At 31.7% G+C, this 25,795-nt stretch carries 27 protein-coding genes and 1 rRNA gene; 7 read left to right on the forward strand and 21 right to left on the reverse strand.

Annotated features, from left to right (window positions below; genetic code table 11):
* Positions 1 to 76: ribosomal RNA gene (locus LQ622_RS10980) — 16S ribosomal RNA — on the reverse strand; the annotation flags it as partial.
* Positions 77 to 561: 485 nt separating this feature from the next.
* On the opposite strand from LQ622_RS10980, the gene LQ622_RS10985 reads away from it, so the two are divergent.
* Positions 562 to 1,002 (forward strand): YgzB family protein, encoded by a 441-nt coding sequence (locus LQ622_RS10985; RefSeq protein ID WP_037590543.1) that lies wholly within the window; start codon positions 562 to 564, stop codon positions 1,000 to 1,002.
* A 25-nt stretch (positions 1,003 to 1,027) separates the two neighbouring features.
* On the opposite strand, the gene perR is transcribed toward LQ622_RS10985, so the two are convergent.
* From perR to bcp, 3 genes are all read right to left on the reverse strand, one after another.
* Positions 1,028 to 1,480: a peroxide-responsive transcriptional repressor PerR gene (gene perR, locus LQ622_RS10990; protein WP_025907200.1), complete on the reverse strand. Its 453-nt coding sequence runs from the start codon at positions 1,478 to 1,480 to the stop codon at positions 1,028 to 1,030.
* Between the two features lie 78 nt (positions 1,481 to 1,558).
* Positions 1,559 to 2,512 carry a phosphoglycerate dehydrogenase gene (locus LQ622_RS10995; RefSeq protein ID WP_239762582.1) on the reverse strand — a complete coding sequence of 318 codons (954 nt, stop codon included), beginning with the start codon at positions 2,510 to 2,512 and terminating at the stop codon, positions 1,559 to 1,561.
* A 5-nt stretch (positions 2,513 to 2,517) separates the two neighbouring features.
* Complete coding sequence (gene bcp, locus LQ622_RS11000) at positions 2,518 to 2,976, reverse strand: thioredoxin-dependent thiol peroxidase (protein WP_037590541.1); 459 nt, start codon at positions 2,974 to 2,976, stop codon at positions 2,518 to 2,520.
* Between the two features lie 84 nt (positions 2,977 to 3,060).
* Between bcp and LQ622_RS11005 the strand changes: the two genes are divergently transcribed.
* Entirely contained in the window at positions 3,061 to 4,347 is a 1,287-nt protein-coding gene (locus LQ622_RS11005) for a glutamate-1-semialdehyde 2,1-aminomutase (RefSeq protein ID WP_037590540.1), read from the forward strand.
* 95 nt (positions 4,348 to 4,442) lie between these two features.
* Complete coding sequence (locus LQ622_RS11010) at positions 4,443 to 5,537, forward strand: FUSC family protein (RefSeq protein ID WP_037590539.1); 1,095 nt, start codon at positions 4,443 to 4,445, stop codon at positions 5,535 to 5,537.
* 36 nt (positions 5,538 to 5,573) lie between these two features.
* Here LQ622_RS11010 and LQ622_RS11015 read toward each other — a convergent pair whose 3' ends face one another.
* The 4 genes from LQ622_RS11015 to mutY form a co-directional block, all read right to left on the reverse strand.
* Positions 5,574 to 7,160, reverse strand: coding sequence for an FMN-binding glutamate synthase family protein (locus tag LQ622_RS11015; RefSeq protein WP_239762580.1), 1,587 nt, complete (start codon positions 7,158 to 7,160; stop codon positions 5,574 to 5,576).
* A 66-nt stretch (positions 7,161 to 7,226) separates the two neighbouring features.
* The gene (locus tag LQ622_RS11020; protein ID WP_037590537.1) at positions 7,227 to 8,966 is read right to left on the reverse strand and encodes an ABC transporter ATP-binding protein; all 1,740 of its coding nucleotides are present in this window, start codon (positions 8,964 to 8,966) and stop codon (positions 7,227 to 7,229) included.
* Between the two features lie 67 nt (positions 8,967 to 9,033).
* Positions 9,034 to 9,582, reverse strand: a complete 549-nt coding sequence (gene ntdP, locus LQ622_RS11025) for a nucleoside tri-diphosphate phosphatase (protein ID WP_025907189.1) — start codon at positions 9,580 to 9,582, stop codon at positions 9,034 to 9,036.
* A 79-nt stretch (positions 9,583 to 9,661) separates the two neighbouring features.
* The gene (mutY, locus tag LQ622_RS11030; RefSeq protein WP_204188924.1) at positions 9,662 to 10,693 is read right to left on the reverse strand and encodes an A/G-specific adenine glycosylase; all 1,032 of its coding nucleotides are present in this window, start codon (positions 10,691 to 10,693) and stop codon (positions 9,662 to 9,664) included.
* Between the two features lie 93 nt (positions 10,694 to 10,786).
* On the opposite strand from mutY, the gene LQ622_RS11035 reads away from it, so the two are divergent.
* Positions 10,787 to 11,761, forward strand: a complete 975-nt coding sequence (locus LQ622_RS11035; protein WP_025907185.1) for a metal-dependent hydrolase — start codon at positions 10,787 to 10,789, stop codon at positions 11,759 to 11,761.
* Between the two features lie 48 nt (positions 11,762 to 11,809).
* Here LQ622_RS11035 and LQ622_RS11040 read toward each other — a convergent pair whose 3' ends face one another.
* The 5 genes from LQ622_RS11040 to sgtB form a co-directional block, all read right to left on the reverse strand.
* Entirely contained in the window at positions 11,810 to 12,580 is a 771-nt protein-coding gene (locus tag LQ622_RS11040) for an ABC transporter permease (protein ID WP_058611102.1), read from the reverse strand.
* A 9-nt stretch (positions 12,581 to 12,589) separates the two neighbouring features.
* Positions 12,590 to 14,137, reverse strand: coding sequence for an ABC transporter ATP-binding protein (locus tag LQ622_RS11045; RefSeq protein ID WP_025905624.1), 1,548 nt, complete (start codon positions 14,135 to 14,137; stop codon positions 12,590 to 12,592).
* Positions 14,138 to 14,149: 12 nt separating this feature from the next.
* On the reverse strand, positions 14,150 to 14,467 hold the full coding sequence (locus LQ622_RS11050; RefSeq protein ID WP_025905625.1) for a YfhH family protein: 318 nt from the start codon (positions 14,465 to 14,467) through the stop codon (positions 14,150 to 14,152).
* Positions 14,460 to 15,263 (reverse strand): recombination regulator RecX, encoded by an 804-nt coding sequence (recX, locus tag LQ622_RS11055; RefSeq protein WP_159315343.1) that lies wholly within the window; start codon positions 15,261 to 15,263, stop codon positions 14,460 to 14,462. Before recX ends, LQ622_RS11050 begins: the two co-directional genes overlap by 8 nt.
* An 82-nt stretch (positions 15,264 to 15,345) precedes the next feature.
* Positions 15,346 to 16,161, reverse strand: a complete 816-nt coding sequence (sgtB, locus tag LQ622_RS11060) for a monofunctional peptidoglycan glycosyltransferase SgtB (protein WP_025905627.1) — start codon at positions 16,159 to 16,161, stop codon at positions 15,346 to 15,348.
* Positions 16,162 to 16,322: 161 nt separating this feature from the next.
* Between sgtB and LQ622_RS11065 the strand changes: the two genes are divergently transcribed.
* Complete coding sequence (locus tag LQ622_RS11065) at positions 16,323 to 18,056, forward strand: pyruvate oxidase (RefSeq protein WP_239762578.1); 1,734 nt, start codon at positions 16,323 to 16,325, stop codon at positions 18,054 to 18,056.
* A gap of 423 nt (positions 18,057 to 18,479) precedes the next feature.
* On the opposite strand, the gene LQ622_RS11070 is transcribed toward LQ622_RS11065, so the two are convergent.
* The 4 genes from LQ622_RS11070 to LQ622_RS11085 form a co-directional block, all read right to left on the reverse strand.
* Positions 18,480 to 19,364, reverse strand: coding sequence for a nuclease-related domain-containing protein (locus tag LQ622_RS11070; protein WP_204188922.1), 885 nt, complete (start codon positions 19,362 to 19,364; stop codon positions 18,480 to 18,482).
* Positions 19,365 to 19,455: 91 nt separating this feature from the next.
* The gene (locus tag LQ622_RS11075) at positions 19,456 to 19,971 is read right to left on the reverse strand and encodes a type 1 glutamine amidotransferase domain-containing protein (RefSeq protein ID WP_025905630.1); all 516 of its coding nucleotides are present in this window, start codon (positions 19,969 to 19,971) and stop codon (positions 19,456 to 19,458) included.
* 65 nt (positions 19,972 to 20,036) lie between these two features.
* Positions 20,037 to 21,398, reverse strand: a complete 1,362-nt coding sequence (gene rlmD, locus LQ622_RS11080) for a 23S rRNA (uracil(1939)-C(5))-methyltransferase RlmD (protein WP_159315345.1) — start codon at positions 21,396 to 21,398, stop codon at positions 20,037 to 20,039.
* Positions 21,399 to 21,410: 12 nt separating this feature from the next.
* Positions 21,411 to 21,572, reverse strand: coding sequence for an SE1561 family protein (locus LQ622_RS11085; protein WP_049320382.1), 162 nt, complete (start codon positions 21,570 to 21,572; stop codon positions 21,411 to 21,413).
* A 136-nt stretch (positions 21,573 to 21,708) separates the two neighbouring features.
* On the opposite strand from LQ622_RS11085, the gene yfkAB reads away from it, so the two are divergent.
* The gene (gene yfkAB, locus LQ622_RS11090) at positions 21,709 to 22,836 is read left to right on the forward strand and encodes a radical SAM/CxCxxxxC motif protein YfkAB (protein WP_239762576.1); all 1,128 of its coding nucleotides are present in this window, start codon (positions 21,709 to 21,711) and stop codon (positions 22,834 to 22,836) included.
* Between the two features lie 49 nt (positions 22,837 to 22,885).
* Here the strand turns inward: yfkAB and LQ622_RS11095 are convergent, their stop codons facing one another.
* The 4 genes from LQ622_RS11095 to LQ622_RS11110 form a co-directional block, all read right to left on the reverse strand.
* Complete coding sequence (locus LQ622_RS11095) at positions 22,886 to 23,398, reverse strand: acyl-CoA thioesterase (RefSeq protein ID WP_037590456.1); 513 nt, start codon at positions 23,396 to 23,398, stop codon at positions 22,886 to 22,888.
* Between the two features lie 72 nt (positions 23,399 to 23,470).
* Positions 23,471 to 23,650, reverse strand: a complete 180-nt coding sequence (locus LQ622_RS11100) for a hypothetical protein (RefSeq protein ID WP_037590455.1) — start codon at positions 23,648 to 23,650, stop codon at positions 23,471 to 23,473.
* 77 nt (positions 23,651 to 23,727) lie between these two features.
* The gene (locus tag LQ622_RS11105; RefSeq protein ID WP_126477098.1) at positions 23,728 to 24,957 is read right to left on the reverse strand and encodes an aminopeptidase; all 1,230 of its coding nucleotides are present in this window, start codon (positions 24,955 to 24,957) and stop codon (positions 23,728 to 23,730) included.
* An 18-nt stretch (positions 24,958 to 24,975) separates the two neighbouring features.
* Positions 24,976 to 25,179, reverse strand: a complete 204-nt coding sequence (locus tag LQ622_RS11110) for a DUF1128 family protein (RefSeq protein ID WP_025905159.1) — start codon at positions 25,177 to 25,179, stop codon at positions 24,976 to 24,978.
* A 137-nt stretch (positions 25,180 to 25,316) separates the two neighbouring features.
* Between LQ622_RS11110 and LQ622_RS11115 the strand changes: the two genes are divergently transcribed.
* Positions 25,317 to 25,682 (forward strand): PH domain-containing protein, encoded by a 366-nt coding sequence (locus LQ622_RS11115; RefSeq protein WP_025905158.1) that lies wholly within the window; start codon positions 25,317 to 25,319, stop codon positions 25,680 to 25,682.
* Positions 25,683 to 25,795: the final 113 nt, after the last annotated feature.

A 25,795-nucleotide genomic window follows, 5' to 3' on the forward strand; every position in this document is an offset into this window, starting at 1 on the left:
CATCTGTTCGCTCGACTTGCATGTATTAGGCACGCCGCCAGCGTTCATCCTGAGCCAGGATCAAACTCTCCATAAAAGAAGTAAGCTTGATAAGCTCATTTTTAATTGGTTAAACCAATCACTCTGAAGTACTTTCAGTACTCAATTATTGGAATTAACGTTGACATATTGTCATTCAGTTTTCAATGTTCATTTTAATCACTACAAGAAATAATTATACTAGTTATTAAATATCAAGTCAAGTATTATTTTTAAAAAATAATAATTTGTTTTGTCCGGTTTGACTCAGCTTTTCAAGTGGTCGTTTCCGTTTCAATCAACTTGCATAATTTATATTACATTGTTATTTAGTTAATTTCAAGCGTTAAATTTACACTTTATTAACCTTTTTAACAATCGTTTTATTTTGCGATGTCTGTCTGTTTTGACGACTTTTATATAATATCAAGATATATACTATACGTCAACGATTTATATAAACAAAATTGTGTATTATTTCGCTTTATTAGGGACTATATATTTTAATAGAAATTATGCTATACTTTATCAGTATTAATAAGTATGGAGGGAATAGATTTGAAGCTATTTCGCAAAAAACCTACTAGTAAAATAAATAGAATTAGATCTTTTGCATTAGGATTAATCTTCTTAGGTATGATTGTTATGTACATAGGTGTATTCTTCTTTTACTATTTTAAGAGCCAAATTGTATTTAGTATATTCTTAGTATTAGGAATGTTAGCTCTTGGTCTTTCATTTATAGTTTACTTTTGGATTGGCATGTTGAGTTCTCGGACTATACAAGTGCAATGTCCAAACTGTGATCATTATACAAAAATGTTAGGACGAGCAGATATTTGTGCTAATTGTAATCAACCTCTTACATTAGATAAGAATTTAGAGGGTAAAGCCTTTAATCAAGATTATAATAATAAGCGCAAATCTAAGAAACTAGAAGAGCAGCAAACTGAAGAACATACTGAAGAAAAGAAAAAAAGCTAAAGGCATCCGCCTTTAGCTTTTTGTTTTATTTATTCTTGTTTTGACATTCTGGACAAACACCATATATTTCCATTCTGTGGTGCGTTACTGAAAAACTAGTGACATGTTGTGCCAATTGTTCTACTTCATCTAATCGTGGATAATGAAAATCAGATATCTTACCACATTGATCACAGATAATATGATAGTGATTATGTGTTTCAAAATCAAAACGACTTGATGCGTCACCGTATGTTAATTCTTTAACAAGCCCAGTTTCTTTAAAAACTTTTAAGTTATTATAAACTGTAGCAACACTCATATTTGGAAATTGTGGTGAAAGTGACTGATAAATTTCATCAGCAGTAGGATGACTATCTGTTTCGATTAAATATTGAAGTATCGATTGACGTTGTGGTGTAATTCTAACACCAGTACTTCTTAAAGTACCAATTGCATCGTCTAACATATGTTCAACATTCTCAATATTTTGTTGCATCCTTACACCCACCTTCTAATTTATAATGATTATTATTTATAATATATCCCTTTTAGTAGCATTTTGTCAAACAATTAATCAGTATCCCGCTTCTGAGTTAACAATGTTTATTAACTTATCTAGTTCATCATTTTCAATATGTTTAAGATTTTCAATTAGAATATCTGTACTTCTCTTTAAATTGTTAAGATCATTACCTGTAATATGAGCTGTGATAAACACATTATCTAAATCATATAGTCTAGAGTTTTCAGGTAATGGTTCCTCTTCAAATACATCTAAAGATGCATATCTAATTTCTTTATTATCCAAGGCTTCATATAAGACACTTTCTGATACGACAGTACCTCTACCTACATTTATAAAATGTGTATCTTCATTCATAAGTTTAAAGTCTTCTTTCTGTAATAAATGTATCGTATCTTCTGTTTCAGGTAATACATTCACAACAAAGTCAGCTTTATGATATACATGACATCTTTCTTCTATAGAATAAACTTCATCAAACCCAGGAACATCATGTCCAGTTGTATTTATACCAATAACCTTCATATTAAATGATTTAGCAACTTCAGCAGTTCTTTGCGGAATCTTGCCTGTACCTAAAAATAGAATAGTCTTTTCATTTATTGAATCAGGTTTAAGCTTATGATTAAATTCACGTTTCTTTTGAGACTCATATGAAGTACTAAATAGTTTAATATCATTTAGAATATATGCAAAAATAAATTCAGCGATTTGAATGGCATGTACCCCTCTTGCATTAGTCAATTTAATTCCTCTATCTTGAATGTAACCTAGAGGTAATTGATTCACCCCTGTAGCAAACCATGCGATTAGTTTGATATTCTTACATTTATCTAAAAATGAAGGATTCACTTCTCCATGATAACTAACTAATACATCAACATCTTCTAAATCTTCATCACGTGCTTCATTCGGATGTTTATAAAATTTAAAATCTACATTAGGAAATGTTTCTTTTAGTCTCTCTTCTTGTTCTTTTAGCCTCATTAAAGTAACGACTTTCATTTATATCATTCCTTTATAAAGTTTTTTAAGTCTTCAATTTGAGTTTTAACTTTTACTTTGTCAATTTTATGTATGACAGTACCTTCTTCATCTAACACAAAAGTCGTTCTAACGATCCCCATTGATTCTTTACCAAATGATTTCTTCAATTGATATACGCCTACTTCTTCAGAAAGCTTATAATCTTCATCTACTAGTAAATCAAAATTCAAATTATGTTTATTAGAAAAATTAGCATGTTTCTTTTCACTATCTCCACTAATACCATAAACTTTCGTATTTAATTCATTAAAATCTTCTAAATTATCTCTAAAATCACATGCTTCTGTCGTACATGTCGGTGTATTATCTCTAGGGTAAAAATAAACAACGACTTTAGATCCCTTTAAGTCCTCATTACTAATTAATTCACCATTTTGATTTTTCAACTTGAAATCCGGAAATTTTTCACCAATTTGTATCATATTTTACACTCCTTATAAACGATAGATGTTTAATTTTATGATACGATATAAATGAAAATAATTAAATTAAAAGAGGTTGATAATATGGAATTTACAAAAAGTGAGTACTTACAAACACTTTCAAATGAATATATTCTTGGTGGTGTCAATTCACCATCTCGTTCATATAAAGCTGTAGGTGGTGGCGCCCCTGTAGTTATGCAAAAAGGTAAAGGTGCGTATTTTTACGATGTTGATGGCAATAAATATATAGACTATCTACAAGCATATGGACCAATCATAGCTGGACATGCACATCCACATATAACGGAAGCCATTAAAGCTGCAGCTGAAGATGGTGTATTATTCGGTACACCTACTGAATATGAAATTACGTTTGCTAAAAAACTACGTAACGCTATTCCATCATTAGAAAAAATCAGATTTGTAAACTCAGGTACTGAAGCTGTTATGACAACTATTAGAGTTGCACGTGCATATACTAAGCGAGATAAAATCATTAAATTCGCTGGATGTTATCACGGACATTCTGACTTAGTGCTTGTTGCTGCAGGAAGTGGTCCATCTCAACTTGGCACACCTGATTCTGCTGGTGTACCGAAAAGTGTAGCGCAAGAAGTTATTACAGTTCCGTTTAATGATATAGATTCATTTAAAGAAGCTATGGAACATTGGGGCGATCAAGTTGCTGGTGTTTTAGTAGAACCAATCGTTGGAAACTTTGGTATGGTTGAACCTAAAGAAGGCTTTTTAGAAGCTGTAAATGAAGTAACACATCAATACGGTGGTTTAGTGATTTATGATGAAGTTATTACAGCATTTAGATTCCATTACGGAGCTGCACAAGATTTATTAGGCGTTTATCCTGACTTAACTGCATTTGGTAAAGTTATTGGTGGCGGCTTACCAATCGGTGCATACGGCGGACGTCAAGAAATCATGGAACATGTTGCGCCACTTGGTCCAGCATACCAAGCAGGTACAATGGCGGGTAACCCACTTTCTATGAGAGCTGGAATTGCTTTGTTGGAAATATTGGAACAACCTGGTGTTTACGATCAATTGGATCAATTAGGTCAACAATTAGAAGAAGGTTTATTGGAATTAATTAAAAAACATAACGTTAAAGCAACAGTTAATCGAATCAAAGGTGCTTTAACACTTTACTTTACAGACGAAAAAGTTGAAAATTATGTTCAAGCTGAAAATACTGACGGCGAACAGTTCGCAAAATTCTTTAAGTTAATGTTAAATCAAGGTATTAATTTAGCACCTTCTAAATATGAAGCATGGTTCTTAACGACTGAACATACTGAAGAAGACATAAATCAAACATTAAATGCAGTTGATTACGCTTTCTCTCAATTATAAACTTGAAAAGTTAGCCAAAACGTTGTATAACCAATATATACTAGGCTTGTGATATTTGTTACAACCCTGTTTTAAAAACAAAAAGGAATGGTTTTATGAAATTTGGGGCAAGAATATTTAAAACTGGTATCGCGATTGTCCTAGCAATATTTATAGCTAATTTACTGCCAGGACCAGCAATGATAACATCAATAGCTGGTGTTGCTGCAATGGTCGCCATGCAACCAAGTGTCTATCGTTCGTTCAAAACGATTGTAGAACAATTTCAAGGTAATGTGATTGGTGCGATTACAGCTGTTACCATATTCTCTATATTTGGTAACAATGTTGTATTTATCGGTTTAACAGCGATTATCATTATTTCAATACTTTACAAATTTAATCTACAACATGTTTCTAACTTAGCAGTTGTTACAGCTTTAATCATACTTGGACATCATGAAGGAGATTTCTATATCTCTGCATTCTATCGTTTCGTCTTAGTTATGATTGGTGTATTAAGTGCTTTCCTTGTTAACTTTACGTTTTTACCACCGAAATTCGAAACTAAAATGTATTATAACTCACTTAATATTTCTACAGATATCTTTAAATGGTTTAGATTAGTGTTAAATGGTACAACTGAATTTCACTACGTAAAGCAAGATTTAGAAACAATCAGAACACGTATCGTAAAGCTTGAACAATTTTATTTATATTATAAAGAAGAAAGAGCCTACACAAAGAAACAAGCTTTTAGTCAAATGCGTAAGAAGATTCTTTTCAAAGAGATTATTGCATCAACACGTAGAGCATACGAAGTTTTAAGAAAAATGAATCGTTACGAAAACGATATTCATAACTTAAATGATGATCTCAAAGTACAAATGAAGTTTGAACTGGATGAACTGATGGCGCAGCATGAACAAATATTAGTAAGGATATCACAAAAAGCTAAACACGAAATTGATCAAGTTCCAGATTATTTAGTAGAACCTTATAAAGAAGATTTAATGGAAATATTCATTAAAGATATTATGGAAAATCCTGATCAAGAAGATTACTATATTGAGAACGTCATGCAAGTTATTTCAGCTATGTTAGATTATAAAGCGACTATTTTACATTTAGACAAATTATCTTCTAGTTATTTCAAATACCATCCAGAAGATAGCGACATTCAAATTGAAGATGAAGATTTTGATTTATAAAAAAAGACCTGAACAGATAACTGTTCAGGTCTTTTTTTAATTCTCTTTATATATTGATTTTTTATATTGATTAACATTCATGACATTTCCATTAGCACTTCTATATAATAAATGGTTTTCATTTATTTGGTTAGGACTTCTCACACCTACTGCTGCTGCTAAATTAAATAACCCTTCATGTAAACTCACAATATAATTTGAAACTCTGTATTCTTTTTCTGATACAACTAAAGCAGATTCCTTTTTTGGATCTGTAGTAGCTACACCTACTGGGCAATTATTTGTATGACATTGTTGAGCCATAATACAACCTACATTAATCATTAAACTTCTTGCTACATTAACGAGATCTGCACCTAACGCTAAAGCAATAGCAATTTGATCAGGCGTGATAAGTTTTCCAGATGCAAATACTTTCACTTTATCTCTTATTTTAAATTTTTTAAGTTCTACATCTAATATTGGTAATGCAGAAAATAATGGCAAACCAACAGTATCTACAAGTTCTTGATAAGTCGCACCTGTTCCACCTTCTCCACCATCGACAGTAATAAAATCAGGAATAATGTTTGATGATACCATTTCATGTATTAATTTCTTTAAATCATTTATGTTTCCGACAACTATTTTTATGCCAACTGGTTTGTCAGATAGTTCTCTTAACTTCTGAACAAATTGTAACAACTCTTTATTATTATGAAGAAACTCAAATCTATTAGGTGAGTTAACTGTTTCAAAAGGCGTTACATTTCTAATTTCAGCAATTTCTTCTGTTACTTTTGCTCCTTCAATATGTCCACCTCTCGTTTTGGCACCTTGCGCTAACTTTAATTCAAATGCCTTAACTTGTTTCATATTGGCTTTTTCAATAAATTCTTTCTCATCGAAATTACCTTCTTTATCTCGAACACCAAATAAACCTGGTCCTATTTGAAAGATGATATCACATTCTCCACTTAAATGATGATCACTTAATCCTCCTTCTCCTGTATTCATCCATGAACCGCTTCTGCCTAATCCTTTTGACAATGCAGTAATCGCATTTTTACCTAGTGCACCATAACTCATTCCTGATTGTCCAACCAATCTATTAACGATAAATGGATGTTTTAAGTCACCACCTATAATAATTTGGTTGTCTGTTGTTAATTTATATGGATCAACATCTTTTTGTTTTTGTTCTTCTTTACGATCAAAAAGTCCTTCATTAGAAATTTCATAAATGAAAGTAGACATTTGTTCATCTTGGTTAATTTCTAATTCGTCATGGTCTACTGGAAACATTGTATTTTGTAAATAAAATCCTGGCTCTTCAAATTTTCTCAACGACCCAAAGCTTTCGATTCTATTTTTATATTTACCTGGCATGACGATATTTAAATATTGCTTTCTTGAAAATGGTTTTCCAGCATTGTCATTTAATATTAAGTACTGTCTAAGTTCTGGTCCTATACTTTCTAAAAAGTATCTCACTCTACCAAGTACAGGGTAATTTCTTAATACACTATGATGCTTTTGCCTTTTATCTATAACATACAAAGAAATACAGGCAATAATACCACCAATAATGATGACAAAGAATAAAATATTCACAATCAATTGTAGTATGCTTAAAAAAGTCATAAAAATTCCCCCTCAGTCTATCTCTATTAAATTAATAATAGCATAGAATGAGGGGGTGTTGTAATTTTACCCGAACGATTGAATATTATATAAGTTGTAATAACTACCTTGTGCTGCCATTAATTCTTTGTGTGAACCAACTTCTTCAATTTGTCCATTTTGAATAACAACTATTTTATCCGCATGTGTAATCGTTGATAATCTATGTGCAACGATTAAAGTCGTTCTTTCAGTACTTAATATTTCAAGTGCATCTTGAATAATTTTTTCACTTTCTAAATCAAGTGCACTCGTCGCTTCATCAAGTACTAATACAGGAGGGTTATTCAAGAATATTCTTGCAATAGAAACTCTTTGTTTTTGTCCACCTGATAATTTCACACCACGTTCGCCGACCTCTGTATCATAACCATTTGGCAATGACATAATAAAGTCATGTGCATTTGCTTTTTTACTAGCCTCTATAACTTCTTCATCAGATGCATCTGGTTTACCTAATAAAATATTTTCTTTAATAGAATCAGAGAATAAAATATTATCTTGTTCAACCATACCAACTTGATTTCTGAGGCTTTCGGTTGTGAAATCTTTAACGTTATGATTATCAATACTGATGCTACCTTTCGTCACATCATAGAATCTTGGCAGTAAACTAATAAGTGTCGATTTACCGCCACCACTCATACCTACAAATGCGACGGTTTCACCTTTATTAATATCTAAGTTAATATGTTTGAGCACTTCATCTTCATAATCATTATATTTAAATGATACGTCATCAAACGTAATGTGCCCTTCTTTAATGACAATGTCTTGTGCGTCATCTTCATTTTTGACATCATATTTTTCATCAAACAAATGAAATACTCTGTCCATTGAAGCGATACTTTGCGTTAAAGTTGTAGATGATGAAACCAATCTTCTTAAAGGTCCGTATAACTGTTCAAGATATGCTACAAATGCTGCTAATGTCCCAACAGTTAAATTCCCTTGAATAACAAGAAAACCACCGATACCTACTACTAATAATGGACCAATATCTGTAACTGTATTAATAACTGCAAATGATTTGGCATTCCATTTCGTATGATCAGTTGCTTTAGTTAAGAAGTTTTGGTTCCTTTTATCAAATCGTTTTTCTTCATTTTTTTCTATAGCAAAACTTTTTATAACAGACATCCCTGAAACACGTTCATGAAGAAATCCTTGAAGTTCTGCTAAACTTTGCGATCTTCTTCTCGTTAAACTACGTAATTTTCCGAAGAAGTAATAAATACTAAATATAAATACTGGGAAAATCGCAATTGCCGTAAATGTTAATTTAATATCTAGAACAAACATAATACTTAATGCGATGACGATAGTCACTAAATCTAACCAAACGTTCATAAGTCCTGTAAGGATAAAGTCTTTAGTTTGTTCAACGTCATTGATCACTCTCGATATAACTTCCCCTGCTTTATTATTAGCATAAAATCTTGAGCTTAATGCCTGTAAATGTGTGTATAATTTTTTACGAATATCATACAGAATTTTATTAGATGTCCATTGTGCTAAATATTGTCTGAAGTATTCTATAGGTGGTCTTAGTACAACAAATATGAATCCCATAATTAACATTGCATATGTTAATTTTTCTGTTTTTTGTCCAATTGATAGTGCACCATTATTAATGACATCATCGATTACATATTTAATCAGTAATGGAAGTAATAACGGGATACCAAATTTTAAAATTCCAATGATAATCGTACCTACAATATGCCACTTGTATGGTTTTACAAATTGTAAATACCTTTTAATCATTATTGTTCCCCCAATCTTAGTCCAAACGAAACAGCCTAGCTTTAGCTAGGCTGTGATATTTTCATTCTCAAGAATTACGTCTATCAATTGAATGAAATCTTTCTTGCCAAACTTTAATAAAGTCTGGCGCAAATGGTCCTTTCTTGCGTTCAATCCATTGTTGTAGAATATCAACATTTCTTCTAAGTATTACATCAATGTCTTTAGGATAATTCATTTGTTTCATATGTTGTTTATACTCATCTTCATCCAACAAATGATATTTGCCGCTTGGATAAACTTTAATGTCTAAATCATAATCGATATATTTAATCGCTTCTTCATCACAAACAAATGGTGATGATAAATTACAATAATAATAAACACCGTCTTCGCGGAACATACAAATGACGTTAAACCAATATTCTGAATGGAAATAAACAATCGCTGGTTCCCTTGTTACCCAAGTTCTACCATCACTTTCTGTTACGAGTGTACGATTATTCCCACCGATAATAACATGACTCGTACCTTTAAGAATTGTTGTTTCAGACCACACACGATGTATATTACCATCATGTTTATAACTTTGTATTTTAATTACTTGGCCTTCTTTTGGTATGGATTCTTTGACCATGTTCCACACCACCTTTTAAATATTTACCAAGTTATTATATCATATTTAAATAAATAAGCTAAAATTATGTTTCTTATCATTATCCATTGAGTTGATTAAAAATCTTACTCATAGATGTTGAAAATGATAACTGTTCTTTTTCTTCTTTTTTAATCCATTTATATGGGTAATCAAAATCACTTTTTTGAGTATGCGCACGGTATACATTCATATTCCATGTCATATGTGTAAAAACATGCTTAGTTGTATATTCAGGTGTTTGATCAATATCTATAACTGCATCTAAAGTTTCTTCAATGCTGTGTATACTTTCATCAGCCTCAAACATTGGAAACTCCCACATGCCATTTAATAATTTCGTATCTCTTTGGCGTACTAATATTTCTCCAGAACGATTCGTGATATATAATACGTTAAAATCAATTGTCTTTTTCTTTATTTTTTTCTTTTTAACCGGTAATTCATCCACTGTACCATTAGCAAATGCATAACAATATTTTTGAACAGGGCACATAATACACAAAGTCTTTTTAGGTGTACAAATGGTTGCTCCTAATTCCATCATTGCTTGATTAAAATCTCCAGAATGTTCTTCTACAAATGGCTGTAATTCATCTTCATATAATTTTTTCGTCTTCGGTGCAGCTATATCACTGTCATTACCAGTCAATCTACTCCACACTCTTAACACATTGCCATCAACTGCTGGTATCGGATGATTATGCACGATACTCATAACTGCTGCATTTGTATATGGGCCAACACCTTTTAACTTTTTAAAATCATCAGGGTTATCTGGTACTACTCCGTTATAACTGTGGTGAACTTCTTTAACCGCTTCTTGAAAATTTCTAACCCTAGAATAATAACCTAAACCCTCCCAATATTTAAGTACATCTTCTTCGTTTGCTTCACTCAAACTTTCTATAGTTGGAAAACGCTCAATAAATGCTTTGTAATATGGTCGAACAGTATTAACCTGTGTTTGTTGCAACATTACTTCACTTAACCAAATATAATATGGATTTGATGTTTCTCTCCACGGCATTTGTCGTTTATTTTTATGAAACCAATTAAGCAAATCGTCTTTAAATTGTTTCGTTTCTATCATTTATGACACTACTTTCTTGTGAATTGCTTTCAGATTACTATGCATATGCTATATAATATATATCATATAGATTAAAGTAAAGTGGTGATTTTTATGGATACTGGTACACACGTTGTTATGGGTGTTGCGTTAACTGGTCTTGCAACATTAGATCCACATGTTACACCTACATTTGCTGCAGTGGCAACTGGTATAATGGTCGGATCACAAATACCTGATATTGATACAGTATTAAAATTAAAAAATAATGCGATATATGTTAAAAACCATAGAGGTATCACTCATTCTATACCTTTTACATTATTATGGCCTTTAATATTAACGTTTCTAATATTCGTTATCTTTCCAGGAGTAGATGTCTTGCATATTTGGTTATGGACGCAATTTGCCGTATTCTTTCATGTTTTTGTAGATATTTTTAATTCATATGGTACACAGGCGCTTAGACCGATATCTAATAAATGGATTCAATTAAGTATTATTAATACGTTTGACCCCATTATTTTTGTAGCACACTTAGTTGCCATACTGTTCTGGACACTCGGTGTTAATGCTGGCATTGCTTTTGGTACATTATACTTCTTGTTAATATTCTATTATATTGTGCGATTCATATTACAAAAAGCGATAAAAGACCAAGCTTTAAAACAAATACAACAAGAAGATAATCCTGTTAAAATATTTGTTGCACCGACAATACGATTTATGGAATGGCGAATTGCCATTCAAACTGAAACACATGATTATGTTGGACGTAGTTATGGTCGTAACGTAGCATTTAATGATGTATTCAAAAGACAAGCATTCCCGAATGACCATATAATGGCTTATGCTAAATATGATGAGAATTTAAGATCTTTCTTAAGTTTCAGTTCTATTTATCGATGGGAAGTTACAAGAATAGATAAAAAAACAACAGAACTAAGATTTATTGATTTAAGATATTTGAAGAATGGTCATTACCCATTTGTAGCTATACTACATTTAGATGATGATATGAAAGTGACAAACTCATATATCGGTTGGGTATTTACCGAAGAAAAATTAATGAAAAAACTTGAAGCTTAGAAATACAATTAAGGCTGAGACGATTAAATCATCTCAGCCTTAATTTTTTTATTTAAAGTATTCAGTTTTATAAGCTTTATTAATATTGATCCAAGCTAAATAGATAAATGCTACTTCAAAATAGAACAGAATATGATATGGCAAATTCGTAACGGATGCGTTACCTAACACCATTGATTGTTGGAACCCATTAATAATATAGAATAATGGATTGAGTTTTAAGACATTGACCCAAACTGCATACATATTATTAGGTACATACAATATCGGTACGACAAATAATAATACAATCAATAATCCGAAAACGATAAACCTTGCAGAATATACATATTTACCAAACACGCCGATAATAGATGCTACTGGTACAAGTAATATGTATGCCATCACTAAATAATAGAAAAATCCTAAATGATTAATTTCGATTAAATTTGATGTCGAAAATGTTGAAACTATACCAGTAAGTGTTACAACAATCAAGAACATAATCATCGTTAAAAATACTTGTGAAGAAGCACCAACATAGTACGGTACTGATAATCTATTATAAAGTGCTCCTTGCTTTCTGACTGTCTTTTCAGAATTGAAAAGTGATAAAAAGACCCACATGTAAGCGAAAAAGCCAATCAATTTATAATAAGACGTTGATTGTTGTACATCTATCGCATCAGTAATCCATAACTTCAAATATGTGAAGATCAATAATACTAACATGATAGCAAAAGCAGATACATAATATTTATAATGAGTTTTAACTTCATAGAAGCAATATTTAAGCATATGTGGAAAATGTTTAATATGTTGTTCAAATAATTCGTTCATATTGACCTCCTATAATTGAATAAAAATCCATTTGTTTTCTGCTAAGTCTGCTATCATAAAGCCATCTCTTGATTTAACTACCCAAGTGTCACTTGAAATATTATATTTCTTAACTAATTTAGCTTTGTTTTTCATATCAAATGTAAAACCAGTTAGTTGATTATCACTGTCGAAAACCATATGTACTTTTTGGCCTTCCATTTGTTCATTAAATCGGTTTGCTTTATCAGCTGTAATGGTCTCAGAAACTTTCTTATGTGATTTATGCATAAAGCTGTTATAAAAATCTATATAATTTAAATAACTATCATCAACATAATCTTCTAAATCTGACCAATCAACGTCTTCATATAGTCCTGCCGGATTGAAAAAGTACAAGTTATTCTTCTTAGAGATATAAGTCTTGTCATCTACTTCAAGTCTATAATTAGATTGATTTTCACCTGTTACATCTACAAAACTATACTGAGGTAATTTCAACTTTGAGCCTTTGGATGAAGGTGTGAGTTCTGTATCATGTTTCAGCGATAGGACATAAGCTGACTTATCTATGTATTTTGGTTCACTATTTGTTGTGATGACCTGTTTTGATGTAACTTCTTTTTCTGTAGGCGAGCTACCCACACCTATAAACATAAATAGCGCTGCTAATGTAGCACCAAAGATAAATGTTAAGCCATAAAATATCATTTTCTCAATAGATTTCGGCACTCTACCGTATTGATATTTACGCATTCTTTTATAACCTTCGCCGTGCGCTATAGGAAGTTCTTGTTGAGCCATCTTCCATTTAAGATCGTAAAGTTCTTTTTGGTCTTTATCTTGAATTTGGTTATATTTCTTATGATATTCTCGGTAATGACCTAATACTTCTTTAACGGTACCTTCTTTTCTAACTTGACCATAAGTTAGCCAGATAAGATAGTTACTCATTTTCTCAATTGAGTGTATATGGTCATCAATAACAACAGCTGCACGATCGTATTCTTTTTGTTCATTTAAAAATTCATGGAACTTCTTCTGAAATGATTCGTCTAAGTATTGAATGATGTTCGTAAAAATTGCAACGGTAGGTCTCATATATTTGGCTATACTAACTAACAACTGCGCATATTCTGCTTCATTAATATCTTGGCACGTCTTTGAAGCTTTATCCGATAATTTGGCAAAGCTTAATATTTGTCTTTGAATCGTCGTAATGTCTCTAATCTCTACACCGGATAAACTCAAAGTACGAATAATCATTTCATTTAATGTTTGATGATCATCAGCTTTATGTCTAACATCCGCTAAAAATGTTTGTGCATGATTTGTTACTTTACCTAAATTAGGTGCAACTTCTTTAATCATTAATTTACTGATCATTTCTTTACCAGACTGATCATCGCCGATAATGCCCAGCACTTCGCCTCTATAAAGATGCACGGTAACATTTTTAAGTACAATGTCTTTATTAAGGTGCTTTAACTTAAATAATGATTTGAATTTATTCTGTTCTTTACTTATATAATAATATTTAGTTGCGTTAACAACTCTCAGTAATATTTGCTGTGTCATTCTGCACCACCATTATAGTTGTAGAAGACTTACAGGAATGCCTTCTTCAATTTTTGATCCTTTTAATCTAAATCCCCAAGCAAATACACCATTAATGCGTTCTACTTTAAAGTAACTAGGTGTGTCACCTATTAAGCCATATACTTTACCGACTTCTATTTTTGAAGTGTCGACAAGGTAACTTTCTGCTATGAGCGCTTTTCTCTTATATACTTCATATTCATTTAGTATACCCATCATTTCTGATTTTCTCATCTTTTCGCGATATTCAGCAATTGCGTTTTTAAGTTCATATTCTGTCATTTCAACAAATTTTTTATCATTATTCATCTACAATACCACTTTCTACTAATTTGTCATTAATCATTTCAAATGTATACCCTTTTCTTACGAGTGCTTGAATAACATGTGACTTAAGTTCATATCCATTATATTTCTTTTGATATTTATTATATACCTTTTCCAAATCTTTCATCAAAATATTTTCAACATCATCAGATGTCGGTTCAATATTCAAATCTGTTAGATGTTCATTGATTAATGAAAAAGCATAGCCTCTTTGTTGAAGTGTTTGGACAATCGTTTGCTTTAAACGGTTTGGAGGTTGTTTCTTTTTTTGCATAATCTTTTTTGCGATATTCGGAATGCGATCTTCCGCCATTTCCATTTCAAACTTTTCTTTGAATTCGTATACTAAATCTTGTTCTATACCTTTTTCTTTAGCTACTCTTTCAAAATGGTCAGGACCTTTATCCGTTGTTTTTAAAATGGTGTTTTTTAAACTTTCAATATAATCTTTATGGTCTATGTATTTATTAGATTGACAATACTCTATCACTCTATCAATTAAGTCAGTGCCATATTCTTTGTCTGTTAAATATTTTTCCACTTCATATTTCGTACGCTTTTTATGTGATAAATAGACAATCGCTTGATTAAGTGCCTGTCTATATTGATCGTAGTCCTTAATTTCTTGTAACTTACTTTTTGTAATTTCTAAATCTTTTCTTAAATTAAAGTAGATGTATGTTGCTTGATCAATACCCATTTCAAATTCATTATTAATAAATAAATTTAAACGTTCTTTGTTTTTCTTTTGTACTTCAAGTTTAGTTATTTTAAGCATTTTACATCCCTCCACACATATATATAGGATACAATAAAACACACTGAGTTTAAAAGTTTAATCTCTTAACTCAGTGTGTTTATTATTGATTTAATTCATTTATAGCTTCAGTATACTCTGATTCAGTAATATAATTCTGTTGTTTCATTTTTTCAAGCGTTGTTTTGATACGTGTCATATAACTATCACTAATATTATTAATATCAAAATTGGATGGTGCATTTACGACACTAGCTAAAATTGCACTTTGTAATACCGTTACTTGAGGAAGGTTTGGATTATTTTTATCGACTGTCGCACCGAAGTAATAATTTGCCGCTTCTTCAATCGTATAATTATTTTGACCAAAATAGATATTATTGACATAATAACTCAAAATATCATTCTTACTATATTTATCTTCAACACGTTTCGCCACAAACATCTCTTTCACTTTTCTTGTGAGTTGCGTTTCATTCGTATAGAAATAGTTTTTAACGACTTGTTGCGTAATCGTACTTCCACCTTGCGTTAGTTCACCATTTTTCAAACTTACAGCAAGCGCACGTGATACACCTCTTAAGTCAATTCCATCATGATCATAAAATCGTTTATCTTCAACTGCTACAAAAGCATTTTTAGTATAATCAGGCATATCTTCAACTTGAACATAAGATTGTTTATCTTCAATTTTTACTAAATCATCAACATCAGATGTTCTTGACCACATATACATAACTGCTAAATAAAATACAATCGCTAGTATAATAAGTATTGTTACAAGACCAAATAGCTTTGAAATTCTTTTTCTCTTTCTCGGCTGTACAGGTTCTTGATAATAATGTTGATATCTTCTATATTGAACTTCTTCTGAATTAGGTTGTGGTATTTCATTCTTCTTATTCTTAAATAGCCCCATCTGTATTCTCCCTTATTCATATTTCTTACATCATTATAGCTTGTAATAATGAATTTAAACACTTCTTTTTACTGAAAAACAACAAAATCAGTCCTGAGTCTTATTTATAAGTATAACTTTTAGCGTATTTGGGTATAGATAACGATAAGGAGGAATTTTATATGGCAAAAATTAAAGCAAACAAAGCACTCGTACAAGTCTTAAAGAATTGGCAAATTGACCACGTATATGGCATACCTGGTGATTCAATAGATAAAGTCGTAGATGCACTTAAAACAGAAGAAGATAATATTAAATTCTATGATGTAAGACACGAAGAAGTTGCAACTTTAGCTGCTAGTAGTTATGCCAAATTAACAGGCAAGATAGCAGTGGCATTAAGTATTGGTGGTCCGGGCGCAATACATATGTTAAATGGTATGTATGACGCTAAAATGGATAATGTCCCTATGCTCGTTTTAGCAGGTCAAACAGATTCGAAATTATTGGGCACGAAATTCTTCCAAGAAGTTAATTTAACAGCCCTTTTCGAAGATGTAGCTGTTTATAATAAACAATTAGAATCAGCTGAAAATGTACATGAAATTGTAGATGAAGCTATCAAAACTGCATATGCTAAAAAAGGCGTTGCAGTATTAACGATTCCAAGTGATGTTCTAGGTGAGAAAATTGAAGACAATGTCCCTAGAGAAACTTATAAATTTGAAAATGCAGTAACTTACGCTAAAGATGAAGATGTTAAAAAAGCTGTAGAACTTATAAATAAAAGTGAAAAACCAGTCGTCCTAACTGGTGTTGGTGCTAAAGATGCTAAGGAAGAATTACTTAACTTCTTAGATCATATCGATGCACCTGGTTTAATTACATTACCAGCAAAAGGTATCATACCGGATAAACATCCTAATTTCATGGGTAACTTAGGTAAAATTGGTACTAAACCAGCATTTGAAGCGTCTAAAGATGCTGATTTATTAATTTTAGTTGGTACGAATTATCCTTATGTAGATTATTTACCTGATAAAGATATACCATGTATACAAATTGATATTAATCAAACAAATATCGGCAAACGTTTTAATGTTGATGTCGGCTTAATAGGCGATACAAAAAATGTATTAGCTGCTTTAACAGAAGCGTCTGAAAAAGTTACCGGCCGTAAATTCTTAAAAGCATGCCAAGAAAATATGAAAGCATGGAACAGATGGTTAGAAGAAGATAGAAATAATGACAGTAAGCCAATCAGACCAGAATTACTAATGTCTGAAATAGAAAAAATTTCAACAGATGACACAGTATTTTCAGTTGACGTCGGAACTTCAACAGTATGGAGTACAAGATATTTACAACTCGGTCACAACCATAAATTTATCACGTCATCTTGGTTAGGTACGATGGGCTGTGCATTACCAGGAGCGATAGCAAGTAAAGTCGCAAATCCAGATAAGCAAGCAATTGCTATTACAGGTGACGGAGGATTTGCGATGGTTATGCAAGACTTCGTTACAGCAGTACAATATAAACTACCAATTATCGTTGTCGTACTGAATAACCAAGAATTAGCATTCATAAAATATGAACAACAAGCAGCTGGTGAGTTAGAATACGCTATTGATTTAGGCGATATCGACTTTGCTAAATTTGCAGATAGCTGTGGCGGTATAGGCTACAATGTCGTAGATGTAGAAGATATCGCCCCTACACTTGAAAAAGCTAAAAATGCGAATAAACCTGTAGTTGTTAACGTAAAAGTAGATCCAGATGCTGCTCCATTACCAGGTAAAATTATATGGGACGAAGCAAAAGGATATGCAAAATTCGAAATTAGAACAGCATTAGAAGAAAACAGACTCGAAAAAATGCCACCACTCAAAACACTAATAAGAAGATTCTTCTAATAAAAATAAAGAAGCAGTGAAGTTTATGAAGAACTTCACTGCTTTTTCTGTTGGGTTAAATTTAAGTATTTTCAATAAAAATTTTAAAATAGCGCGCTGAGATGTGGAATTTTGTAGATTGTGATGGAGGTTGTTAACGGATGTTAGGGACATTTTTTGAAATTGTATTAATTAGAACTCTGAACTTCCACTATTCTGAATTCTGGTAATTAGAACGCTGTAACTTCCACTATTCTGAATTCTGGTAATTAGAACACTGTAACTTCCATTATTTCGAATTCTAGTAATTAGAATACTCTTACTACCACTATTCGGAATTCTGGTAATTAGAATGCTGTAACTTCCACTATTCTGAATTCTGGTAATTAGAATGCTCTTACTACCATTATTCGGAATTCTGGTAATTAGCTAACTCATCTAATTCTAAATATAGTATTTCTTATACCTTTTACCTATACTTTTAAAGTTTTGTTCACATACTCTTCGAATTGTAGTAATACTATTCCCTCCTAACCACCATACTGCTTCGGTGATAGTGAATGGCTCTTGTTTTAAATAATACAGTTCTTGCAAATTATATTCATAAAGATACTTTTTATCCATGACGGACTCACAATATTGGCATGTACATTTCTGTTTGTCTTGTTCATTTTTTACTGTGAACATGCGATTACATCTAGGGCATTTAATACCTGGATTGATTTGTTCAAACGGTATTGTCACACCTTTACTGTATTGTGCATCAAATGAATTTCTTACTGACAATAGTTTCTGTTTAATTCTTATATTTTCTGATTGATTTTGATTTTTAAAAAGTTGGGTAATGGAGCCTAATTCTGAGGGTAAGATAACTTGATCTTTTAGTAGGTTTCTATTTTTGAAGTTAAAGTAAGGATTGGTAAAGACTAATTTTGAAATGACGGGTTTACCAATTTCTAAATAGTGACATAGTTTATTGAATTCATTTCTAGCTCGTTCCATTTGTATGAACGGTGAGGTAAATGTACTTCCAAAATTATTTTTTAACAACGTGTCTTCTAAATAATAAATGCCTTTATAATTCTTTATCTCGAATAAATATATTGCATAATCATCGATGACGATTGTATCTATTTGAACTTGACTATTGTAAGTAAATTGAAAGTCATTCAAATATACGATATCCGTATCACAATTTAAAATAGCACTAAAATAGTTTTCGCCATCGTTTCCACTTGATTTATTTTGAATTGATTTCAAAATATTTTCGGTTAATTCAGCGCGCCCTATTAATGACTGAAAATACTTTGTATCATACTTACTTTCCATAAACCACGCTCCTTACATATTATAAAAAAATTATATAATAGCCTGCACAAAAAAACCACTCACTATAAAAGTGAGTGGCTCATCAAAGCATCTATTGAAGCAATGCAAGTGATTCACGGTTAAAGTCTTCTAAGTCGTCTGGAGTTCGACTTGTGACGATGCCATTGTCAACGACTACAGATTCGTCAACGACTTTTGCACCTGCATTTTGTAAGTCTTTTCTAACTGACAAGAAACTAGTAACAGTTCTGCCATTTAATAAATCTGTATCAATTAATAATTGAGGTCCGTGGCAAATTGCAAATGAAGGTTTTTCATTTTGTACGAAATGTTTAACAAATTCGCCAAAACGTCCTTGTTCATCTCCACGTAATAAATCTGGTGAAAATCCGCCAGGAATTAAGACTGCATCATAATCTGCAGCATTTGCTTCATCAATACCAACTTCTACTGTAACTTTTTCGCCTTTTTTACCAGTGATTTCTTTACCTTTTTCTTCACCAATAATAACAACTTCATGTCCAGCATCAGTTAATGCTTTTTGTGGACTTGTTAATTCAACGTCCTCGAATAAATCTGTTACAACTGCTGCTACTTTTTTACTCATAATATCAATCTCTTCCTTTCATAGTATGTCTAATATTTATATACCACTTTTGAAAGGTTTTAAACTTATTTTGCAACTAATTTTGCTACGACTTCTACTTGTGCTGTTTGTGGAAACATATCAATAGGTTGCATGCTTACGACTTTGTATTTTTTAGATAAGTGTGCTAAATCTTTAGCTAAAGTTGATGGATTACAACTTGTATACACAAATGTTTTTGGATGAACGGATTTAATAAGTTCAACAGCTTTAATACCTAATCCTGTTCTTGGCGGATCAACTGTTATCACGTCTGGTTTAAAACCTTCTTTAATCCATTTATCCATAACTTTATATGCATCACCAACTTCATAGTGTACATTATGACGATTATTGAGTTCAGCATTTTTCTTGGCGTCATCAATACCTTCTTTAATGATATCCATACCTCTTACTTCTTTCGCATTTTTAGAAAGCCAAATACCAATTGTACCTGTTCCACAAAATGCATCTACAACTGATTCATTACCTGTTAAATTCGCTTGAGCTTCAATTTCACCGTACATTTTTGTAGCTTGTTCCGGATTTAATTGGAAAAATGAATCTGGCGATAAATCATAATAGTATTGACCAAGCGTTTCTGTAATTTGTTGTTTACCACTTACATGAATCGTTTGATTGCCAAGTACTCGTGATGTCTTCTCTTTATTAATATTGATGGATAAACTTTCCACGAAAGACAAATTCATGATTTGATCAATAAGAGACTGATTATACTTCAATTGATCATCCGTACAAACTAACGTAACTTGTATTTGTTGACTATGCTTTGCTACTCTCGTAACAATATATCTTAGCCCTTGTTCTTTATTTGGATTTCTACATACTTTAACTTGTAAATTTGTCAAAATATTTCTCAATTCATTCGTAACTTGAATCGTACGTTTATCTTGAACTGGACATTTTTTAATATCAATTAATTGATGACTGTCTTTTTCATAAAGGCCTGCAATGAGTTGATTTCCTTTCTTCTGAACAGGAAATTGATTTTTATTACGGTATCCCCAAGGATTATCCATACCGATTGTAGGTTTTACAATTTTTGTTGGGATATTTTTCGCATATTTAGTTAACGCATCTTTTACAATTTGTGATTTGAATAAAAGTTGCGCATCATAATTTAAATGTTGCAGTTGGCATCCACCACAAATATCATAAACTTTACATTTAGGTTTAACCCTTTCTTTACTACGTTCACGGATTTTGACTACTTTCGCTTCGATAAAATTTGGTTTCGCTTTTACAACTTGGACAAGTCCAACCTCTCCCGGCAATAAACCTTCTACAAATGTTATCTTCTTCTTATAATAGCCAATACCTTCACCATTAATACCTAATCGTTTGATCGTTAAAGGAAACTTCTGTCCTACTTTTACTGAAACATTCATCTATGATCACCATTAATCATGCATAGCTTGAACTTTTTTCTCAAGTTCATCAAGCAAAGCAATCCATTCATCTACATCAGATACTTCCATATCTTCAGGATTCATTGCTTCCATTTCATCTAAAAAGTCTGATAACCTTTGTTTGATTTCATTAAGTGATGTTTTTTTACTCATTTTAATACTCCTTTATTTTTAATAATATTATTATGAATGATAACAAGTATAAAAACAATCATAAATCAGTATTGGAAAATTTGATAACAAGTGTTACGCTCATAGATAGGAAAAAAATCAGAAAGAAGGATATATCATGATATACGACTTGAAAAGTCCTATTTCAGTAAAAAACGACCCGTGGGAAGCCTATAACGATATAGATGAACATGGTTCATTACAACTGAGTAATATAGAATTTACAACGACTACACTCTGTAACATGCGTTGTGCACATTGTGCAGTAGGTTATACGTTGCAATTACGAGACCCTGACACGTTACCGATGGATTTAATTTTAAAGAGACTTGATGAAGTTCCTCACTTAAAAACTATCTCTATTACTGGCGGAGAACCAATGTTCAGTAAAAAATCAATTCGAGAAACTGTCGTTCCTTTATTAAAATATGCACACAAAAGAGGCATTTACACGCAAATGAATTCTAATTTAACGTTACCACTTGATCGTTATTTAGAAATTGCTGAGTATATAGATGTTATGCATATCTCACACAACTGGGGAACAATCGATGAATTCAGTGAAGTTGGTTTCCATGTGATGGACAAGAAACCACCTTTAAAAGCAAGATATCGTCTATACGAACAAATGGTTCAAAACTCTGCCACACTATCAGAACAAGGTATGTTTGTATCTGCTGAAACGATGTTAAATAAAAGTACGAAACCTTATTTACAAAAAATCCATAATGAAATTGTTCATGATATGAAATGTAGTCGTCATGAAATACATCCTATGTACCCTTCTGACTTTGCGAGTCAGTTAAATATTATGAGTTTAGATGAAATGAAAGATACTATTCATGAAATTTTAGACTTTAGAGATGAAGATACTTGGATGTTATTTGGAACGTTACCTTTTTACCCTTGTTTCATGAATGAATCAGACCAAAACTTATTATCTAGATTAAAATCATCTAAAAATGTAAGTTTAAGAAATGATCCAGATGGAAGAAGCAGATTAAACGTAAATGTATTTTCTGGAGATGTGATTGTTACAGACTTCGGCGATGAAACGGGATCTATCGCAAATATTAAACAAGATAAACTTGAAGATGTATATCAAACATGGATGAATTCATCTTTAGCAAAATCACTTAACTGTCACTGTCCTAAAGTGAGATGTTTAGGTCCAAATCTACTCGTAAAAGATATGTACTATAAAGATGTTGACTTTAAAGCAAACGAATTAAGAATGAATCAATAATATAATAAAGGGCTAGGATAACGATTGTTGTCCTAGCCCTTTATTTAAATTAGATATATAGTTTTGTAGACATGAAGTCTAATGTTTTCTTGCTTTCTTTTCTTCTTTCTTGGCGTAGTTTCACTCTATCTTGCGCACTTTCATAGAACCATTTTTCATCATCTGTTTCAGGATAGATTGCTGGAACTTCTGCTTTGTTCCCTTCTTTATCTAAAGCAACAAATGTTAAAAAGCTATACGCTGCTAAATGTTTCTTTTGATTAATATTGTCTTCACTAATGACTTTTACACAGATCTCCATAGATGATTTACCTGCATAAGTGACAAATGAAACTAACGATATCACTTCACCCGTTCCGATTGGTTGTAAGAAATCTACTGAATCTGTAGATGCTGTTACAACTGAATTCCCACTATGTCTCATCGCTGCGATTGCTGCGATTTCATCAATTTCCGCCATTAATTTACCACCGAACATCGTATTGTGGTGATTTGTGTCCTCTGGAAATATTTGAATGGATTTTACACTTCTTGATTCTTTCATTGGTTTCTTCGTTTTCATATTATAACCCCGTTCGATATTTGCTATTTTTATTGAAAAAAATAGCCAGGTTTCCCTGGCTATACATTGTTATTAATGATAATGTTCCTCATCATCAAAGACTTTCTTCTCTAGTGCTTCTTCAGCAGTATCAATTCGTACAGACTCTCTACTATCGAATGTTTGAACAAGATACATCATTAATGCGCCGCCAAATGCAAAAATTGCGAACACAAATGCGATCATTACACTCCATTCCATTGGTGTACTCATGATATCCCCTCCTTTGAATGGCTATAAAGACTTTATTTATCTTTATTATACATGATGTATTCTTAAATGGCTATCTTTTAAAATGCCCAATTACCATCTCTAAATACTGGTTCTTTCTCACCATTTTCTAAAATGCCATCAATTGATAAATCTTTGCTACCAATCATAAAGTCAACATGTGTTGTTGAATCATTCAAACCATTTTCAGCTAACTGTTCAGCTGACATATCTTTCCCGCCTTCAATACAAAATGCATAAGCTGAACCTAATGCAATGTGACAAGAAGCATTTTCATCAAATAATGTATTATAGAATAACGTGTTCATGTTAGAAATTGGTGAATCAACAGGTACTAATGCTACCTCACCAAGTCGTTTTGAACCTTCATCTGTTTCTAGAATCGATTTCAAAATTTCTTCACCAACACCGGCTTTGTAGTCTACTACTTCACCATCTTTAAATGTTAAAGTAAAGTCATCAATAATATTACCTGAATAGCTTAAAGGTAATGTATTACTTACTGTTCCGTTAACACCATTTTTATGAGGTGCAGTAAATACTTCTTCAGTAGGCATATTCGCTACAAAGCTGTTGCCTTTTGAGTTTACAGAACTTGCACCAGACCAATATTGACCGTTTGGTAATTCAATTGTTAAGTCAGTACCTTCTGATTTGTAATGTAATGCTTTATATTTTTTGTTATTTAAATAATCCGCTTTTTCATGTAATAAGTGATCATGTTCTTCCCAAGCTTTCACTGGGTCTTCTTGATCAACTCGTACTGTTTTTAAAATTGTTTCAAGCAATTTATTGACCGCTTCATCATCACTTAATTCAGGGAACATCATTTTAGCCCAACCAACTGATGGATATGAAGCAACACACCAACTCATGCGATCACTTTGAACGGCAACCATATAGTCTTTAAATGCTTTCCCGTTTGCTGCCATAGATTTGCGGATCTTGTTAGGATCAGCATCTTTTAAACTATCTGGACTAGATGAAACAATTGATAAGAACGCTGCTTTTCTATCTAAATAATCCATTTTTTCATCAATATCATATTGTTTAACATTCTCAAAAAATGATTCAGGTTCATATTGATATTTAAGCTGTGCAATTCTATCATCTTTGTAACTAACTTTTACATCTTCTGCCCCTATTTTGTATGCTTCCTCAACAACTAAATGTACAAATTCACTTGCATCAATTGAAGCTTGAATATATACAGGTTCTTTTTCCTGAACATTCAAACCAACTTTCACTAATAACTCTGCATATTTTTGAAGCTGTTTTTCATAACCCATTTGTTTAACCACCTTTGTTTATTTTCTAAGGTCACCTAAAGCTTGTGTAATAGCTGTCATTTCACTAGCTGAAATGTTTTTTCTAGACATGACCATAGTATGTATTTCTTTCAATTCTTCTTTCTTTTCTTCAGGTATTGCATCTTTATTCAATACACTTGTATTTACTAATCGTAGCTTGCCTTTTAAATCATCTACCATTTGTTCTATTGATTCTGTCATATTTTTTATCATCCTTTCAAAATTTAGTTTAGCAAAAAGTAATTATAATTAAAACTATCAAACTTATATATTCACTTTACAATTTATATGAATATTTTATACAATAAACATGAATTATAAGGTGAGGAGTGATTCTAGTGGCTGTTCAAGATATACTTTCATGGACGCTTTTCGAACAAGTTGCAGTACCAGATAATATTTCGCAATATCTCGTTGATGGCGAAGAAGCTTATAGTGCTTTTAAGACATTCAGAGATACTGCCGTATTTACAAATAAACGAATTATCATTCGTGATATGCAAGGTATCACCGGTAAGAAAATAGAAACTTACTCTATACCTTATAACATTATACTAATGTGGTCTACTGAGAATGCTGGTAAACTACTTGATTTAAACGGTGAAATCACATTATGGACAAGAGCTGGCCATTTTAAAATTAAAATAGGCAGAAATTTAGATATTATGCCTTTTGAAAAGCTATTGTCTAATGCACTATTATAAACTACAATTGTGTTTATATCTCTAAATTTATGGGAATAAACAACATTAGTGATATTTATAACATATATTAACGCCTATATTATCTAATTTGAGATTCATATGTGATATGATAT

Origin of the sequence: Mammaliicoccus sp. N-M50, from assembly GCF_022386995.1 — a bacterium.
GTDB lineage: Bacteria > Bacillota > Bacilli > Staphylococcales > Staphylococcaceae > Mammaliicoccus > Mammaliicoccus sciuri_A.

Excerpts from the sequence above, each read along its gene's own strand:
- LQ622_RS10985 (WP_037590543.1), top strand. The coding sequence starts at position 562 with ATGGAGGGAATAGATTTGAAGCTATTTCGCAAAAAACCTACTAGTAAA.
- perR (WP_025907200.1), bottom strand. The coding sequence starts at position 1,480 with ATGCAACAAAATATTGAGAATGTTGAACATATGTTAGACGATGCAATT.
- LQ622_RS10995 (WP_239762582.1), bottom strand. The coding sequence starts at position 2,512 with ATGAAAGTCGTTACTTTAATGAGGCTAAAAGAACAAGAAGAGAGACTA.
- bcp (WP_037590541.1), bottom strand. The coding sequence starts at position 2,976 with ATGATACAAATTGGTGAAAAATTTCCGGATTTCAAGTTGAAAAATCAA.
- LQ622_RS11005 (WP_037590540.1), top strand. The coding sequence starts at position 3,061 with ATGGAATTTACAAAAAGTGAGTACTTACAAACACTTTCAAATGAATAT.
- LQ622_RS11010 (WP_037590539.1), top strand. The coding sequence starts at position 4,443 with ATGAAATTTGGGGCAAGAATATTTAAAACTGGTATCGCGATTGTCCTA.
- LQ622_RS11015 (WP_239762580.1), bottom strand. The coding sequence starts at position 7,160 with ATGACTTTTTTAAGCATACTACAATTGATTGTGAATATTTTATTCTTT.
- LQ622_RS11020 (WP_037590537.1), bottom strand. The coding sequence starts at position 8,966 with ATGATTAAAAGGTATTTACAATTTGTAAAACCATACAAGTGGCATATT.
- ntdP (WP_025907189.1), bottom strand. The coding sequence starts at position 9,582 with ATGGTCAAAGAATCCATACCAAAAGAAGGCCAAGTAATTAAAATACAA.
- mutY (WP_204188924.1), bottom strand. The coding sequence starts at position 10,693 with ATGATAGAAACGAAACAATTTAAAGACGATTTGCTTAATTGGTTTCAT.
- LQ622_RS11035 (WP_025907185.1), top strand. The coding sequence starts at position 10,787 with ATGGATACTGGTACACACGTTGTTATGGGTGTTGCGTTAACTGGTCTT.
- LQ622_RS11040 (WP_058611102.1), bottom strand. The coding sequence starts at position 12,580 with ATGAACGAATTATTTGAACAACATATTAAACATTTTCCACATATGCTT.
- LQ622_RS11045 (WP_025905624.1), bottom strand. The coding sequence starts at position 14,137 with ATGACACAGCAAATATTACTGAGAGTTGTTAACGCAACTAAATATTAT.
- LQ622_RS11050 (WP_025905625.1), bottom strand. The coding sequence starts at position 14,467 with ATGAATAATGATAAAAAATTTGTTGAAATGACAGAATATGAACTTAAA.
- recX (WP_159315343.1), bottom strand. The coding sequence starts at position 15,263 with ATGCTTAAAATAACTAAACTTGAAGTACAAAAGAAAAACAAAGAACGT.
- sgtB (WP_025905627.1), bottom strand. The coding sequence starts at position 16,161 with ATGGGGCTATTTAAGAATAAGAAGAATGAAATACCACAACCTAATTCA.
- LQ622_RS11065 (WP_239762578.1), top strand. The coding sequence starts at position 16,323 with ATGGCAAAAATTAAAGCAAACAAAGCACTCGTACAAGTCTTAAAGAAT.
- LQ622_RS11070 (WP_204188922.1), bottom strand. The coding sequence starts at position 19,364 with ATGGAAAGTAAGTATGATACAAAGTATTTTCAGTCATTAATAGGGCGC.
- LQ622_RS11075 (WP_025905630.1), bottom strand. The coding sequence starts at position 19,971 with ATGAGTAAAAAAGTAGCAGCAGTTGTAACAGATTTATTCGAGGACGTT.
- rlmD (WP_159315345.1), bottom strand. The coding sequence starts at position 21,398 with ATGAATGTTTCAGTAAAAGTAGGACAGAAGTTTCCTTTAACGATCAAA.
- LQ622_RS11085 (WP_049320382.1), bottom strand. The coding sequence starts at position 21,572 with ATGAGTAAAAAAACATCACTTAATGAAATCAAACAAAGGTTATCAGAC.
- yfkAB (WP_239762576.1), top strand. The coding sequence starts at position 21,709 with ATGATATACGACTTGAAAAGTCCTATTTCAGTAAAAAACGACCCGTGG.
- LQ622_RS11095 (WP_037590456.1), bottom strand. The coding sequence starts at position 23,398 with ATGAAAACGAAGAAACCAATGAAAGAATCAAGAAGTGTAAAATCCATT.
- LQ622_RS11100 (WP_037590455.1), bottom strand. The coding sequence starts at position 23,650 with ATGAGTACACCAATGGAATGGAGTGTAATGATCGCATTTGTGTTCGCA.
- LQ622_RS11105 (WP_126477098.1), bottom strand. The coding sequence starts at position 24,957 with ATGGGTTATGAAAAACAGCTTCAAAAATATGCAGAGTTATTAGTGAAA.
- LQ622_RS11110 (WP_025905159.1), bottom strand. The coding sequence starts at position 25,179 with ATGACAGAATCAATAGAACAAATGGTAGATGATTTAAAAGGCAAGCTA.